At 64.1% G+C, this 16,235-nt stretch carries 11 protein-coding genes and 1 tRNA gene; 10 read left to right on the top strand and 2 right to left on the bottom strand.

The window, feature by feature from the left end; all coding sequences use genetic code 11:
* Positions 1–38: 38 nt before the first annotated feature.
* From infA to rplQ, 6 genes are all read left to right on the top strand, one after another.
* Positions 39–257, top strand: a complete 219-nt coding sequence (infA, locus tag F7D09_RS03040; protein WP_003808114.1) for a translation initiation factor IF-1 — start codon at positions 39–41, stop codon at positions 255–257.
* A 23-nt stretch (positions 258–280) separates the two neighbouring features.
* On the top strand, positions 281–394 hold the full coding sequence (rpmJ, locus tag F7D09_RS03035; RefSeq protein WP_003814578.1) for a 50S ribosomal protein L36: 114 nt from the start codon (positions 281–283) through the stop codon (positions 392–394).
* A 149-nt stretch (positions 395–543) separates the two neighbouring features.
* Positions 544–921 carry a 30S ribosomal protein S13 gene (gene rpsM / locus F7D09_RS03030; protein WP_003808138.1) on the top strand — a complete coding sequence of 126 codons (378 nt, stop codon included), beginning with the start codon at positions 544–546 and terminating at the stop codon, positions 919–921.
* Between the two features lie 85 nt (positions 922–1,006).
* Positions 1,007–1,408: a 30S ribosomal protein S11 gene (gene rpsK / locus F7D09_RS03025; protein ID WP_152233956.1), complete on the top strand. Its 402-nt coding sequence runs from the start codon at positions 1,007–1,009 to the stop codon at positions 1,406–1,408.
* An 82-nt stretch (positions 1,409–1,490) separates the two neighbouring features.
* Complete coding sequence (locus F7D09_RS03020; RefSeq protein ID WP_152233955.1) at positions 1,491–2,486, top strand: DNA-directed RNA polymerase subunit alpha; 996 nt, start codon at positions 1,491–1,493, stop codon at positions 2,484–2,486.
* Positions 2,487–2,570: 84 nt separating this feature from the next.
* Positions 2,571–3,068 (top strand): 50S ribosomal protein L17, encoded by a 498-nt coding sequence (rplQ, locus tag F7D09_RS03015; protein ID WP_152233954.1) that lies wholly within the window; start codon positions 2,571–2,573, stop codon positions 3,066–3,068.
* A gap of 590 nt (positions 3,069–3,658) precedes the next feature.
* On the opposite strand, the gene F7D09_RS03010 is transcribed toward rplQ, so the two are convergent.
* The gene (locus F7D09_RS03010; RefSeq protein WP_152233953.1) at positions 3,659–9,280 is read right to left on the bottom strand and encodes an Ig-like domain-containing protein; all 5,622 of its coding nucleotides are present in this window, start codon (positions 9,278–9,280) and stop codon (positions 3,659–3,661) included.
* A gap of 167 nt (positions 9,281–9,447) precedes the next feature.
* Between F7D09_RS03010 and F7D09_RS03005 the strand changes: the two genes are divergently transcribed.
* From F7D09_RS03005 to F7D09_RS02990, 4 genes are all read left to right on the top strand, one after another.
* On the top strand, positions 9,448–10,368 hold the full coding sequence (locus tag F7D09_RS03005; protein WP_226835908.1) for a tRNA pseudouridine synthase A: 921 nt from the start codon (positions 9,448–9,450) through the stop codon (positions 10,366–10,368).
* Between the two features lie 477 nt (positions 10,369–10,845).
* Positions 10,846–13,038, top strand: coding sequence for a circularly permuted type 2 ATP-grasp protein (locus F7D09_RS03000; protein WP_152233951.1), 2,193 nt, complete (start codon positions 10,846–10,848; stop codon positions 13,036–13,038).
* A 135-nt stretch (positions 13,039–13,173) separates the two neighbouring features.
* Entirely contained in the window at positions 13,174–13,974 is an 801-nt protein-coding gene (locus F7D09_RS02995; protein ID WP_152233950.1) for a transglutaminase family protein, read from the top strand.
* A gap of 105 nt (positions 13,975–14,079) precedes the next feature.
* Positions 14,080–14,164: transfer RNA gene (locus F7D09_RS02990), tRNA-Ser, on the top strand.
* Between the two features lie 964 nt (positions 14,165–15,128).
* On the opposite strand, the gene F7D09_RS02985 is transcribed toward F7D09_RS02990, so the two are convergent.
* Positions 15,129–16,202, bottom strand: a complete 1,074-nt coding sequence (locus tag F7D09_RS02985; protein WP_152233949.1) for a hypothetical protein — start codon at positions 16,200–16,202, stop codon at positions 15,129–15,131.
* Between the last annotated feature and the right edge of the window lie 33 nt (positions 16,203–16,235).

Genomic DNA, 16,235 nt, shown 5'->3' with positions numbered 1-16,235 from the left:
CGTTAGTGTAATACACCCGAGGATTGGATTACAGGCTTATGGCAAAAGACGGTGTGATTGAAGTCGAAGGTCAGGTTGTGGAAGCGTTGCCGAACGCGATGTTCCGCGTCGAACTCGAGAACAAGCACATCGTGCTGGCGACGATTTCCGGAAAGATGCGGAAGAACTACATCCGCATCCTCCCGCAGGATCGCGTCGTGCTTGAAATGAGCCCGTACGACCTGAACCGCGGTCGTATTACGTACCGGTATAAGTAAAAAGGTACAAGCAAAGGAAAACCATGAAGGTCAGCCCTAGTGTGAAGAGGATCTGCGAAAACTGCCGCGTGATCCGTCGTCACGGCCGCGTCATGGTGATCTGCACGAACCCGCGCCACAAGCAGCGTCAGGGCTGAGAGCAGATCCAGCGGCAACAACAGAATACAGGCGCTGAGTCACAGGCGAGGTTCCACCAGGAGCTGCGCTTGAACCCCGGGTGCGCAGGCCCGGGCCGGGAGACCGGAAGACTCGGTGCACGACCTGCGTAGAAACAGAAGGAATCGCAATGGCACGTCTTGCCGGAGTCGACATCCCCAATGAGAAGCGCATCGAGATCGCCCTCACCTACATCTTCGGTGTGGGTCGTACTCGTGCGAAGGAAACGCTTGCCGCGACCGGAATCAATCCGGACATTCGCGTCAAGGATCTGACGGATGAGCAGCTCATCACGCTGCGTGATTACCTCGAAGGCAATTACAAGATCGAAGGTGACCTGCGTCGTGAGATCGACGCGGACATCCGCCGCAAGATCCAGATCAACTGCTACCAAGGCCAGCGTCACCGCAAGGGACTTCCTGTGCGCGGCCAGCGCACCAAGACCAACGCGCGTACCCGCAAGGGCCCGAAGCGCACGGTCGCCGGAAAGAAGAAGGCCACCAAGTAATAGGTGACACGATCCGGGCCACGGGAGCCTCAAAGCCCCATCGTCCGGACACCAACAACAATTCGTTACTAGGAAACGAGGGTCAATGGCAGCGCAAAAGCAAGCCGCTCGTAAGCCTGTGCGTCGCCGCGATCGCAAGTCGATCCCGGTTGGACAGGCTCACATCAAGTCCACTTTCAACAACACCATCATCTCGATCACCGACCCGTCCGGCGCCGTTGTGTCCTGGGCGTCCGGTGGTGACGTCGGCTTCAAGGGCTCCCGTAAGTCCACGCCGTACGCCGCCGGTATGGCAGCCGAGTCCGCGGCCCGCAAGGCCATGGAGCACGGCCTGAAGAAGGTCGACGTGTTCGTGAAGGGCCCGGGTTCCGGTCGTGAGACCGCCATCCGCTCCCTGCAGTCCGCCGGACTCGAAGTCGGTTCCATCACCGACGTCACCCCGCAAGCGCATAACGGCGTTCGCCCCCCGAAGCGTCGTCGCGTCTGAGCACTACCAGCAATCTCATCCATCCAAACGTGCTTATGGACGGTGAGTGCACCACCGACCAGAAGCTGAAAGGATAACCACAGTGCTTATCGCACAGCGTCCGACACTTACCGAGGAATCACTCAACCCGCAGCGTTCCCGTTTCGTCATCGAGCCGCTTGAGCCCGGTTTCGGATACACGCTTGGTAACTCGCTGCGCCGCACACTGCTGAGCTCCATCCCGGGCGCAGCGGTCACTTCCGTGCGTATCTCCAGCGCCCTGCACGAGTTCACCACTCTGCCGGGGGTTGTGGAAGACGTCACTGAGATTCTGCTGAACATCAAGGGCATCGTGCTGACCAGCGAGTACGACGAGCCCGTGGTCATGTATCTGCGCAAGAGCGGCAAGGGCGAGGCCACCGCCGGTGACATCACCCCGCCTGCCGGGGTCACCATCGCGAACCCCGACCAGCACATCGCCACTCTCGACGAGGACGGCGAGCTCGAGATCGAGTTCACCGTGGAACGTGGCCGCGGCTACGTGCCCGCGCAGATGAACAAGCAGGATACTGATGAGATTGGCCGTATCCCGGTTGATTCCATCTACTCCCCGGTGCTCAAGGTAAGCTACAAGGTCGAGGCCACGCGCGTCGAACAGCGCACGGATTTCGACAAGCTTATCCTGGATGTGGAGACCAAGCCCGCCATTTCTCCGCGTGATGCGGTGGCTTCGGCCGGTTCCACGCTCGTTGAGCTGTTCGGCCTGTGCCGTGAGCTCAATGTGCAGGCTGAGGGCGTCGAGGTCGGTCCCGCTCCCGTCGCGGAGGAGACCAACCCTGAGATGGCCGTGCCGATCGAGGATCTGAACCTCACGCAGCGCAGCTACAACTGCCTCAAGCGCGAGGGCATCCACACCATCGGCGAGCTGGTGTCCCACACCGAGCAGGATCTGCTGGATATTCGCAATTTCGGTATGAAGTCCATCGATGAGGTCAAGGACAAGCTCCAGTCCATGGGTCTGTCGCTGAAGTCCTCGCCGCTGGGATTCGATACCAACAACCTGGAAGGCACCACGTTCTTCTCGCCGGAAGACGAGTGACGTTAGCTTTCCGTTGAAGTATTCCGTCGGATTCGGATGTTCGGGCACATGCCCACCTGAATCCGACGGCCATAAGGAGTAACTATGCCTACACCCAAGAAGGGCCCGCGCCTGGCGTCCAGCCCGGCCCATGAGCGTCTGATGCTCGCGAACATGGCCACCAGCCTGTTCAAGCACGGCCGCATCACCACCACGCTGCCGAAGGCGAAGCGTCTTCGTCCGCTGGCTGAGCGCCTGATCACCTTCGCGAAGCGCGGTGACCTGCACTCCCGTCGTCGCGTGATGCGCGTCATCCGCGACAAGTCCGTGGTGCACGCTCTGTTCACCCAGATCGCCGAGCAGATGGAGCAGCGTGAGGGTGGCTACACCCGTATCGTCAAGATCGCTCCGCGTCGCGGCGATGCCACTCCGGGCGCCATCATCGAGCTCGTCACCGAGCCGGTCGCCAAGAAGGCCGTTGTGAAGGAAGCCGAGGCCGCCACCAAGGTTGCCGCCGATGAGGCTCCTGCCGCCGAGGTGACCGAGGCCACAGAGGCTCCGGCCGAGACCGCTGCCGAGGAGACCACCGAGACCGCTGAGTGAGTCGTTTCGACATCACTGAGACCGTCTGATCTCGACTAAGAGGCCGGGAATTCCGTAATGGGATTCCCGGCCTCTTTCGTATCTGCCGCTCCGGGATGAGCGGCGGGGATGAGCGACGGCGAGACGGAGCACCGGCATCAGGAGGGCCGTTTCCGACGCGAGACACCGTTGTCTTGGTCGAAAACGGACGCTGATAGGGCTGTTTGCGTCCGTATTCCACTAGGATTAATCAAGTGTTGGTTGAAAACGGACGCAAACAGCCCTGATAGCGTCCGTATGCCACCATGACCGGCCAGGACTTAGTGGAAAATGGACGCCGCCAGGGCTGTCGGAGGTCATGAGGGACGCAGCGATACGATTCGCCGTAAGGACGACGATGCCGGTCACCCGTGCCGCCGTGAACGTATGCTGCAGGCACCTGCCGACGGTCTGCATCGACGCCTCCTGAGCCCGCATGGCGCAATCATGCGCCGTACATACCAGTGGGGGCGTCCCTCCCGTCGGAAAGGACGCCCCCACTGTTGGTGGCGGACGGTATTCAAACCGCCCGCCTCTTCAGTTATCGTCTTCAGCTATCAGTGATCGGCCGTTCAGCGGCGGGCCTTGCGCAGGTTCAGCGCCACGCCGCAGGCGAGCAGCAGTGCGCCGAGCATCGCCACGACGGTCACCGCGGCACCGGTCTTGGCGACGCCGTTGCCCTTGCCGGGCTCAGGCTTGCCTTCGTCGGTGGAGGTCACGGTGATCTGGATGCTGCCGGACTTCTCCGAGCCGTCGGCGGCGGTCGCGGTGATGGTCACCGTACCGGCCTTCAGCGCGGTCACGATACCGTTGGTGTCGACGGTGGCGATCGAAGCGTCGCTCGTCGTCCACGTCACGGTCTTGTTCGTCGCGTTGCCAGGCAGCACGGTCGCGGTCAGGGCCAGCTTCTTGCCGGCTTCGACCTTGGTCACGCCATCCTTGACGGTGACCTCGACCTTGGTGACCGGCACGTTGCCGGGCTCAGGCTCAGGCGTGACTTCCTTGGCCTTGACGGTGATGGTCAGGCTGCCCTTGACGCCGTTGCTGGCGGTCGCGGTGATGGTGGTCGTGCCGGCCTTAAGAGCGGTGACCTTGCCGTCCGCGTTGACCGTAGCGACGGCCTTGTCGGAGCTCGTCCAGGTGAGCGACTTGTCGGTCGCGTCGGCCGGAGTGATCTCGGCCTGGAGCGTCGTCGTGTCGCCCTCGGTCAGCTCGTTCTTGCCGGTGACCTTGACGCCGGTGACGGGCTTGGTCTCCGGGGTGACTTCCTTGGCCTTGACGGTGACCTCGAGCGTGCCCTTGACGCCGTTGGCAGCGGTGGCGGCGATGGTCGCCTTGCCGGCTGCGACACCGGTCACGACGCCCTTGGCGTCCACGGTGGCGATCTTCTCGTCGGTGCTGGTCCAGGTGAGCGACTGATCGGTCGCGTCGGCCGGGGTAATCTTCGCGGCCAGCTTGATGGTGTCGCCCACGGTGACCGTGTCATCGCCGGTGACCTCGACCTTGGTGACAGGCTTGGTCTCAGGAGTGACATCCTTGGCCTTGACGGTCACGGTGAGGCTGCCCTTGACGCCGTTGGCCGCGGTCGCGGTGATGGTCGTCTTGCCGGCCTTGACGGCGGTGACCTTGCCATCGGCGTTGACCGTGGCGACGGCCTTGTCGGAGCTGCTCCAGGTGAGCGACTTGTCGGTCGCGTCAGCCGGGGTGACCTTGGCGGTCAGGGTCGTGGTGTCGCCCTCGGTCAGGGTGTCCTTGCCGGTGACCTCGACCTTGGTGACCGGAACGGTCTCCGGCTCCTTGGCCTTGACGGTCACGGTGAGGCTGCCCTTGACGCCGTTGGCCGCGGTGGCGGTGATGGTCGCCTTGCCGGCGGCAACGCCCGTCACGACGCCGGCGTCACTGACCGTGGCGACGGTCTCGTCGGAGGTGGACCAGGTGAGCGTCTTGTCGGTCGCGTCGGCCGGGGTGATGGTCGCGGTCAGGGTGGTCGTGTTGCCCACGGTGACGGTGTCTTCACCGGTGACCTCGACCTTGGTGACCGGCTTGGTCTCCGGGCCGGGCTCGTCGCCCTTGGTGAACTTGGCGATGAGCGCCGTGTTGGCGTTCGCGTCAAGCGTGTAGGTGGCGTCGGTGGAGACGGCGGTCTCGCTCAGCGTGTTGTACCAGCCGGCAAACGTGTAGCCGTCCTTCGCCGTGGCCTTGAGGGTCACGGCGGTGCCGGACGTCACGTCGGCGGTCGCGGTCGCACCGGCGGCGCCGGCCTCGGCGCCCTCGGCGGTCGCGCTCACCGTGCCGCCCTCGGCGGGGGAGGCCTCGGCGTACACGCGGACCGTGGTCGCCGGACGATTCGCCACGTTGAACTCGGAGACCGCGACCCAGCCGTCGTTGGACTGCTTGGCCACGAACTTCACGTAGCGGACCTTCTGCGCCTCGAAGTGGAAGGTCTTCGTGGACTGGTCGGCGGCGAACGTCTGGTCGGCGGCCACCGGCTTCCACTCGTCGCCCTCGTTCTCCTTGACGAACAGGTCGGCCTTCGTCACGGCGCCGCTGAGCTTGTCGACGCGCGGCGTGAACGAGAACTGGTTGATCGTGTACGCCTGGCACATGTCGATCTCGCCGTAGAACGAGTTCGAGCCGGTCAGCTTGTCGGAGGCTCCCTGCCAGTTGGAGTGCCAGATCGTGTTCGACTTGCCGTCGAACGCGTACTTGAACAGGCCTTCGGTCTCGTTGTACTGGGTCTCGGTGTTCGCGGTGCCGGTCCAGCAGGACTTGTTGAACTCGTCCGTGGCGGCGGCGGTGCGGCGCGCGACGACGTTATCGATCGTCGCGTCGATCGCCTGCGTCTTCGAGCCGATGCGCTGCAGCGGCAGGGCGAACGTCGCGTTCGTGATGTTGGTCTTCTTGACGATGCCCTTGTCGACGAACTGGCCGGTCGCGTCGGAGACGAACTGGCCGTCCACGTACAGCTTGGCCTTCTGCTGGCTGACGGCGATGGTGATGTTCACCTTCTTGCCGACCGGCAGCGAGTAGTCGAAGCTGTAGTCGTACAGTTCGCGCGTGAAGCCGAGCTTGCCGTCGTTCATGACGCGGATGTCGTGCGTGTAGTATGGGGCGTCCGCCTCGAAGAGGATGTCGCCGGGCTTGGCGGGGCTGTTCAGCGTGATGTCGAAGGACAGCTCGTTGCCGTTGCCGAGCTGGTCGACCGGCGTGGTGGCGTAGCTGTTCTTGCCGCCGATCTTCAGAGCGCCGTCGGCGACCTTGGCGGTGCTGCCGTCGGCGATGGTCAGGTCGCGGCCGTTCTCGGACTTGTCGGCGGTGTCGGCGAAGTTGTAGGATTCGACCTTGCCGTTCTTGTCGGCGCTGGCGTCGTAGTACGGGTTGGTGCGCGGACCGGTGCCCTGCTGCTGGGCGATCTCCTGCAGCTTGGCGGCCGTGCCCTTCTCCTTGCCGGTGGCGGCCCAGGTCTTCTCCGCGTACACGGGCAGCGCGTCGAAGAAGCGCCAGTACTCGTCGGACTCGGTCAGGCCGGAGGCGTGCTTGTCGATGTTGTCGTTCCAGATGGCGAACGCGGCGCCCAGCATCTGGTCGCTGCTGGACGGCACGTACTGCCAGCCGGACTTCGTGCCGACGCGGTTGGCGGCGAAGTTGTTGAACACGTCGGTGACGTTCAGCAGATCGCCGTAGGAGCCGCGGCCGTAGCCGCCGTTGGGCACCATGTAGCCGTAGGAGTCGATGGTGTTGATGAGCTTGTAGCCCATGTCGTACATCTGCTTGCCGTCGGCCCAGCCGCTCGACCAGAGGTTCATCTCGACGTTCTTGATCGCGTCCTCGGTGATCTCGGTCTTGCCGTCGTTGATCCACGTCAGGCCGCCCCACATACGCACCTTGTTGGTGGCCTTGACGTAGGGGACGATGTCGTTGACGAACTCACGGTAGGCGGTGTAGTTGTCGAGGAACTCGTCGGCGCCGATGTGCACGGTGGTGTCCGCGTCGAACGTCGGGTCGTCGCCCTTCGTGTAGTCGTCGAAGATCTCCTTGATTTTGGCGATGGCCTCGGGCTTGGAGACGTCGATGTGGTCGATGAGCGGACGGTTCGCGTTGATCGGCGAGACCTTGCCCTTGACGGCGAGCTCAGGCCAGACCTTCGTGAACGAGATGGCGTGCGCGGGCACGTCGATCTCGGGCACGACGTTCATGCCGAGCGCGCGCTCGGACTGGATGAACGCGTGGAAGTCCTTCTTCGAGATCGAATAGTCCTCGGCGGTCGGCGATTCGCCCTTGTCGTTGGTCAGGCCGGACTCCAGGCGGAACGCGTCGTAGGCCTTCCACGCCTCGTCCTCGGTGTCCTTCTTGCCGTAGTTCTCAAGGAAGATGTAGTTGTCGGACAGATGAGCCTGGAAATCGTTCATCTTGTAGTAGCGCATGGTGCGCGTGATCTGCTTGACCATGCTCAGCGAGATCGGCTTGCGGGCCATGTCGAGCACGAAGCCGCGGGTGGTGAAGCGCGGGTAGTCGCGGATCTGGCCCACGGAGAAGTTCTCGGCGTCCTGCTTGGTCATCTGCAGGATGGTCTGCATGGCGTACATGTCGCCGGTCACGGCCACGGACTTGACGTCGATGCGGTCGGCCTTGATGTCCATCGTGTAGCCTTCGTCGCCGAGCTGGCCGACGACGGCGGTGTCGGCCGCGACCTTGGAGAAGTTGAAGGCGTTCGCCTTCGCTTCGCCCTTGGTGGCGGTCAGTTCGGTGCCGGTGAAGTCCTTGTAGTCGGCGACGAACTCGTCGACCACGGCCTTGAGGCTGTCATCGTCGTAGGTGACGGCGGTCACCGACTTGACCGGCAGCTTGTCGGTCGACTCGGTGTACCAGTCGGCGATCTCGGGGATGACGGTCGGCTTCTCGTTCTTGCCTTCGGCCTGGGTCTTGGTTCCCTTGACCGTGTACGCGATGTCGGCGGTGGACTTGCTCTTCTTGTTCGCGTCGTTCGTGATGGTGTACGAGACGTTCACCGTCTTGTCCGTCAGCGGGTGGTTGATCGTGCCGTCCTTGGCGATGATCTGCTCGTAGTCGGCGCCGTTGAACGTGTACGAGAAGCCGGTCGGCAGGCTCAGGCCGGGCAGCGTCGCCACGTCGGCGGCGATCGTCTTCGTGTTGGCCTCGACGGAGGCGACCACGGAGTCGAGCGTGACGGAGAGGTCCTGGTCGTTCGAGTAGGCGGCCCACTCGACGATGCTCAGGTTGTTCCAGCTGCTCGCGTTGGCCACGAAGTTCGACAGCTTGAGCGCGGTGGCGGTCACCGCGGCGTCAAGCTGGATGTGGATCTGCGTGGCGCGCTTGCCGTCGGTGACGGGCACGTCGTATTTCGCGTTGAGCACCTGCTCGTTGCCGTCCTCATCGGTGTAGGACAGCTTGAAGCTCTCCACGTTCGACGGGATCGGGTCGACGTTGCGCGTGTGGAAGGTGAGCTGGATGTCCTTGATGACGGTCGGCTTGGTGAACGCGCCCTGGATCCACTGGCCGGTGGATGCGGAGTAGTCGCTCGCCCAACGGGTGTTGGTGTCGTCGTCGGCGGCCTTGTCCGCGGTGAACGTGGTGCCCTCCTCGAAGCTGGAGGCGGTCATCGTGGCGCCGAGCATGTGGTTGACGTTCGGCGTGGCGATGGCGTCGACCTTGAGCTTGGAGTACACGCGCAGCTCGTTGATGCCCACGTTCACCCAGTTCATGGTGCCGCCGTCGGCCTTGAGGATCGTCACCTTGACGTCGCTGGCCTGGTGGTCCTGGTCGAGGGCGACGACCTCATGCTGCTTGGCCTTCTCGTCCGTGGTGTGCACGGTCGTGTAGTTGCCGTTCTCCTTGAGCTCGACCTTGTAGCCTAGGATGTTCTGCGCTGCGTCGTCACGCTCGAAGTCGATGTTGACCTGGCGCACGGTCTTCGTGCCGCCGAGGTCCACGTTGAGCCACTCGTCGGCGGCCTTGTTCTGCGCGGTGCCCCAGCGGGTGCTCGCGTTGCCGTCCACGGCCTTGTCAGGCGAGGTGGAAGCGACCTCGTACGAGCTGGCGGTGGCCGTCTTGCCGAGCGCGAGGTTGTCGTTCTCGGCGGCTCCTGCTGTGGCGACGCCGAAAGCGCCCACGCCGAGCAGCGTCGCCGCGGCGGCGATGCTGCTGATGGCCTTTCGTAGTTTCTGTAATCTCATATCTTCTCCATTGATTGAGGAATTGGCGCATCCTTGTGCCCAATTACCGTCCCACTCTACTCTGTCGGTGCGATAAGATGGTATGTTCGCGCGTTTTCGACCGCGGCCGTGAGCGACGTCACGGATGGGACCGGTCACAGACGAGGGCGAGCCGCCATACCGTTATACTGTGTCGGGTGATACGACTGCGGATTGACTTGGGATATGACGGCGGCGCGTTCTTCGGCTGGGCGCGGCAGCCCGACATGCGCACGGTGCAAGGCGAGATTGAGCGCGCGCTGCACATGGTCGCGCGCGTAGGCGACGCCGACCCCGACGAGCCGCTGCGGCTGACCGTCGCCGGGCGCACCGACACCGGCGTGCACGCGCTGCATCAGGTCTGTCATCTGGACATCGGCGAGGAGGCGCTCGGCCGATGCGTGGGCCATATGAACGTCCCCGGCCCCGAGGCGCTCAAGCGCCGTCTGCAGCGGATGCTGCCCCGCGACATCGCCATCCATGACGTGACGATCGCCCCGGACGGTTTCGACGCGCGCTTCTCCGCACTGGAACGCACCTACGTCTACCGCGTGGCCGACCGCGCGAGCCTCGTCGACCCCCGGATGCGCGGGTTCGTGCTCCACGTCGACGCCGACCTCGACGTCGACGCGATGAACGAGGCCGCGGCATTGACCCTCGGTCTGCACGATTTCGGCTCCTTCGCCACCCCGAACCCGGGTGGCACCACGATCCGCGACGTGAAGACCGCGTACTGGCGGCGCGTGCTGGCAAGCCCGCTGATCGGCGACGCCATGGCGATGGGGGAGTCCTACCGCACGCCGGCGGCCGAATCCGGGCTGCTGTGTTTCACCATCGTCGCCGACGCCTTCGCGCACAACATGGTTCGCTCGCTGGTCGGCGGCTGCATCCAGGTCGGCATGGGCAAGCGCACGGTCGACTGGTTCGCCGGCAAGATGGCGACGCCGCTGCGCGAAGGATCGACCGGGCCGATTGCGCCGCAGGGGCTGACCTTGGAGCATGTCGCCTATCCGCCGGACGATATGCTCGCCGCCCGGGCGCAGGCCATCCGCGCCAAGCGCACGTTGTGACGGCGGTGGGGAGCGGTGCCTGATGGCGGGTGACGCTCCCCCAGTCTTCGCTTCGCTCAGCCAGCGTCCTGCAATTAAGGACTGCCTACGGCAGCCTCAATACTGGCTCGCTGTCGCTCGCACCTCGCCTACAAACAGCTCCGCTGTTTGCTTCACGGCTCGGCCCTCCGCCGAGGGGGCCGAGGCCAAGCGAGTCTGTGACGCTGCCCATGTTGGCGCCACCCCCGCCGAGGGGGCCGAGAGGCTTCTGGCTCTCTAGGTCTTGGCCCCCTCGGCGGAGGGGGCTGTCAGCGAAGCTGACTGGGGGAGCGTCCGCCGCGGTCATCGCAATGCCGCGTCACGTCACGAAAACTTTTCGTAACACGAGCGCCGAGCGCCGGTAACCACATCCGCATACGGTAACCTGATATCAAGGTGACGGCCCTGCGCGTCAGCACGCGCCGGACGGCACGAGACGCGGCGTGAAGGAGCACGACTATGGTCGAATCGGCAATCAATCTGGCAGGCGAGCTCGTCAACCGACGAGAGGCGATCAACCGCGAGCTGAGCCGTAACGGCGTGCGGTTCGGCGTCTACAAGAACGGCGAATACCACGACCGGCTGTTCCCCTACGACCCGATCCCTCGCATCATCGAATCCGACGAGTTCGACCGGCTGGAAGCCGGCCTCAAGCAGCGCGTCAACGCGCTCAACGCCTACCTCAAGGACATCTACTCCGACAAGCGCATCATCCACGACGGCGTCGTGCCCGAGGAATACGTGTACACGTCGGCCGGCTACTTCCCGCAGGTCAACGGCGTGACCCCTCCCGGCGGCATCTTCGCGCACATCGCCGGCGAGGACCTCGTGCAGGGGGAGGACGGCCGCTGGTGGGTGCTCGAGGACAACCTGCGCATCCCCTCCGGCGCCAGCTACCCGCTGTTCGCCCGCGACATCGAACGGCGCACCAACCCCAGGCTGTTCCGCGAAGTGCACGTGCGCGACAACCGCGACTACCCGCGCCTGCTGCGCAAGGCCATGGACTTCGTCTCCACCGAAGGCATCGCCGTGGTGCTCACGCCCGGCCGCTACAACTCCGCGTTCTTCGAGCACGCCTACCTGGCCGAGAAGACCGGCGCGGCGCTCGCGTTCCCCGAGGACCTCGAGGTCGTCGACAACAAGCTGTTCTTCCTTGACTACGCCGGCAACCGCCACCGCGTGGGCGCCGTCTACCGCCGTCTGTCGGACGAGTACCTGGACCCGTTCGCCTTCAATCCCGATTCGGTGATCGGCGTGCCCGGACTGCTGTCCGCCTACCGCTCCGGCAACGTGGCGATCATCAACGCGCCCGGCAACGGAGCCGCCGACGACAAGGCGATCTACTATTTCGTGCCGCAGATGATCAAGTACTATCTCGGCGAAGAGCCGATCCTGCACAACGCGCCCACCTACATGCCGATGTTCGAGGCCGACCGCAAGACCGTGCTCGACCGCATGGGCGAGCTGGTCATCAAGGACGTGGCCGAAGCGGGCGGTTACGGCGTCGTGTTCGGCTCGTCGCTCGACCACGCCGCGCGCGAGGAACTGGCCGACCGTATCAAGGCCGAGCCGCGCCGGTTCATCGCGCAGGAGGTCATCCAGTTCCGCGACATCGACGTCATCGACCCCGAAACCGGCGAATCCAGCCCGCGCAAGTGCGACCTGCGCGCGTTCGTCGTGACCGGGCAGAACACGCACGTGTGGTATTCCGGCCTGACGCGCTACTCGTCGGTGCCCGGCCAGATGATCGTCAACTCGTCGCAGGGCGGCGGCTTCAAGGACACGTGGGTGCTCGCGCCCGCCGACGAGTCGCAGGCGCGCGAGAAGACCCGGCAGCGCGAGGACTCCATCGCATCCGTGAGCCTCATCCCGCACTCCAGGCGGCACACGCTCTCGCTGGTCACCGCCTCCAAGGCCGACAACCTGTACTGGCTGGGCCGCTACACCGAACGCGCGTTCACCACGCTCGTCCAGTTCTTCCCGTTCTACGACCGCGTGATGGACACCGACGTGGACGCGTTCCGCCCGTTCGCCCGCGCGCTCGACCTGCCGGAGGACTTCGCCGACTTCGACGGGTTCATCCAGTCGTTCCTCTACGACGGCGACAATCCGGACTCCGTGCGCTCCGCCATCGTCGCCGCGTTCCGCAACGCCGTCGTGCTGCGCCCGGAGCTCTCCTCCCGTCTGCTGCAGTACGTGGAACTCGCGGTGACGAACATCACCGAGGCGGCGGAACGGTCGGCCTCCGCGGAGGACATCTACTCGCAGCGCGACATCGCCGACGACATGCTCGCCTTCTGGGGCGGCATCGAGAACTCGACCGTCGACGTGACGCTCAAGGCGTTCATCTTCATCGGCAAGTACATCGAACGGCTCGACCTGTACACGCGGTTCCACCTGCCCAAGGACGAGCTGGACGCGCCGCTGGTCAAGCTGGAGACCTATTCGCGCGCGCTCGACGGCAAGCCGCTGCCGCAGTGCTTCGTCTCGGGCATCAGCTGGCTGCTCGGCCAGCTGCCGGACCGCGGATACCCGGAGCTGACGCAGCGTCTGCAGGCGTTCCTCGACGACTTCAACGCCCGCACCATCACCGGCGACCCGAAGGACACGGGACTGCTCAGCTCGATGAACATGGACGCCAAGCGGCCGTAAGCGGCGGCCCGGGGCGGCGGTCGCGCAAGTCGCGCACGGCCGCCGCCCCGCCCATGACCCGTACGCCCCCGCTCACGTTCTGCTAGAGTAAAGTGAGTCGTACGTTGGGCCGCCCAGGCGAGGAGTCATAATCCCATGAAGAAACTCGTGTTTGACTACGAGATGAAGCTGACGTTCAGCGCGCCGGTCACCGATCACCGTTTCCAGCTGCGCTGCGTACCGGCCACCGGCCCCCGCCAGCAGGTCGTCGACGTCGAGGTCGACATCGAACCGGCGAACGAATACGAGACGACCATCGACTCCTTCGACTCCGTGGTGCTCACCGGATACATCCCCGAGCCGCACACCATGTTCAACTACACGGTCAAGGGCATCGCGTTCGTGGACAACGCGCACATCAAGCCGGAGATCTACAAGCCGCTGTACCGGTTCAACTCCGCGCTGACCGTGCCCGGGCCGAACATCGAGCGGATGATCGACATGTGCCGCATCCGGCTGTCCGCGCTGCCCATCGACGCCACGCCGATCGACAAGGCGCAGGAGGTCATGCACGAGGTGTTCCACGCCTTCACCTACACGCCGGGCTCCACCACGATCCGCACCACCGCCGAGCAGGCGCTCGCCCAGCGCAAGGGCGTGTGCCAGGACTACGCGCACGTGATGCTCTCCGTATGCCGGCACGTCGGCCTGACCGCCCGGTACATCGCCGGCCTGCTCGGCGGCGAGGGCGCCACGCACGCCTGGGTGGAGATCTACCACGACGGCCGTTGGATCGGCCTCGACCCGACGCACGACCGCATGGTCGACGACAACTACATCACCATCGCCCACGGCCGCGACTACCGCGACTGCATGCTCGACATTGGTATCTTCTCGGGGCTCGAGGTCCAGCAGACGCAGTGGGTGAACGCCTCCGTGCACGAGCAGCGGCTGTAGGCGGCTGCGGCTGGGCGCGGCCGGCGACACGCAGGGGAGCGGCGGTTGACTTGCGTGATTCTCGGTTCGGCTTATAATAATCAAGTTGCGTTTTTCGCAGCGCATGGATAAGTGTCCGAGCGGTCTAAGGAGCACGCCTCGAAAGCGTGTGAGGTTAACCCCTCCGCGAGTTCGAATCTCGCCTTATCCGCCGATAGGGTTTCAGGTTTCGGCCTGAAACCCTTTTTCGTTATGTCTGAGCTTGCCCCAAGATGCACAATGTGCAGTTAGGGGAAAAATTGTGAAGGACTTGTGTGCAAAGCCGTCAGATTGTGTATCTTGAGGTGCACAATTCGCGGGTTGCTGGCCCCAAGATGCACAATGTGCATTTTGGGGCCAACGGGGCAGGCAGGCCGTAAGGCCGTGATGCTGCGTTTTCGGGCGCTTTAAAGGGTAGGCAATGGGGTGCGGATTATCAGGCGGGCGTGTACCCCATTAAGGCCGAACAGGTCAATGGCCAACGCGGATTGCATTTGTGCATGTCGCTGGTGCGCCAATCGATTGTCGTGATTGACCTGCCCGTCCTTGACTGAATCCCCTGGATAATTCCATCGCGGCCCGCGTTGTGGTCGTTTTCTACCACAGTCGACCTGATGATAGTGGGAAACGGACGCGAAACGGCCTCCGCGCGTCGGTTTTCTGCCAATACCTGCCGCGTCATAGTAGGAAAAGGCCTCTGGTGGGCCGATTCGTGTCCGTTTTTCACTGCATTCCGGTGGATTCTGGTAGCAAACGGACGCTTCTGGGCTCCGTCGCTTGGGAAGATTAGACAGGAAATGGGCAAATCAATGACTGACGCCTATATAACCGGTTTTTATCGGTACCTGCAGGTGGGCAATCACGGGGCGACTGTGCATCTTAGCGAACTGTTCGCGTATTTCCACGGGATTTTCAGCCGAACGCATCGTTGCGCCAAACATCATGCGGTTATATGGATGTCAACGACGGAAGGACCGCAATCCACTGGGAACGCAATCCGGAAGCCGATATAACTGACCCCCCTTCTTCTCTTTTCCTTTCTCTGTTGAAGCCCGGCCCGACCCGCCGGGCTTTTCTCTTGCCTGCTCCAGTTCATGATGCTCACGGCCTCAGCGCCGGAGATCACGAACCTCGCATTATTCGAACAGGGCCGCGTCGGTGTCGGGATAGCCGTAGGAGAAGGCCGTGGTGATGCGGGATGCGATGAGCTGAGACAGTATGTACAGCGATTCGTTGACGTCACCCGGTTGGGTGCCGTCGGACTGTGTCGCGCCTGACGACGTCGCGCCTGACGACGTCGTGGCAGATGACGTCGTGGCTGATGACGACGAACCTGTTGCATCGTCACCGGACTGCGCCGTCTCTGATGACGCCGTGCCGGATTGACCGTCGACCTGTGCGGACTGCTGGTCGCCGGACGTGGAGGCCGACTCGGCATCGCTTGCAGCGCCGCCGTTCTGCGCGTCGTCGATGGCTTTGAGCTGCTCGCGGGCGCAGTCGATTTCGGTCAGAGCGATGGTCGGCACGCTCAGACCGGTCTGCGAGTCGGTCATCGACGCGGTATGCCCGATGAATCCGGTGATGTCGTAGACCTTCCTGCGCGGGTCGTTTTCCAATCCGGACAGCGTGAACAGCAGCTGCCCGGCGGTCTTGTGATCGTCCGAGGCGTGCAGCGACGCCCCTCGCGCGTTCTGTGCGGCGAGGATCTCCATCACGAAGCCGGCGCGGTCCTCGGCGACGGACAGCGCGCCGAGCACGCCGCCGCCCAGTTCGGAGCCGTCCGCCCCGCGCAGTTCGGACGACGATACTGAGCGGTAACCGTCGCCGCGCCCGAGCAGCGCGCCCAGCGTGACGGCGGTGTGTTCGGCCTGGGCCGCGCGGATGGTGCCCTGCGCGAACCGCTTCTGGCAGGCGGCGGCGACCTGCGTCCAGTCGTCCTGCGCGGCCTTCGCGGCCAGATACCGGACGATGATGTGACGGTCGGAGCGGCGCATCGTGCGGCTGTGCGCCTCGCCGGCGAAGTAGGCGCTTTCGCATGCGCTGGGATGCTGCTCGGACTCCGCCCGACCGTCGATGCGCGGCGCGGTGCAGCCGGTGAGCGCGACCGTCGACACGGCGGCGCACAGCATCGCCGCGGCGCGGCGCGTCAAGGTGACGCCGCCGTTCCCGTGCCGTGCCGTGCCGTCGAAACCATGAAGCCGTGTCTGCATAGTCACCTACACTAATATTCGACTGTGACCATA

This window comes from Bifidobacterium leontopitheci, from assembly GCF_009193355.1.
In the GTDB taxonomy this organism is placed as follows: Bacteria; Actinomycetota; Actinomycetes; order Actinomycetales; family Bifidobacteriaceae; genus Bifidobacterium; species Bifidobacterium leontopitheci.
The sequence above is the reverse complement of the archived record's forward strand: the minus strand, read 5'-3'. Positions and strand labels throughout refer to the sequence as shown.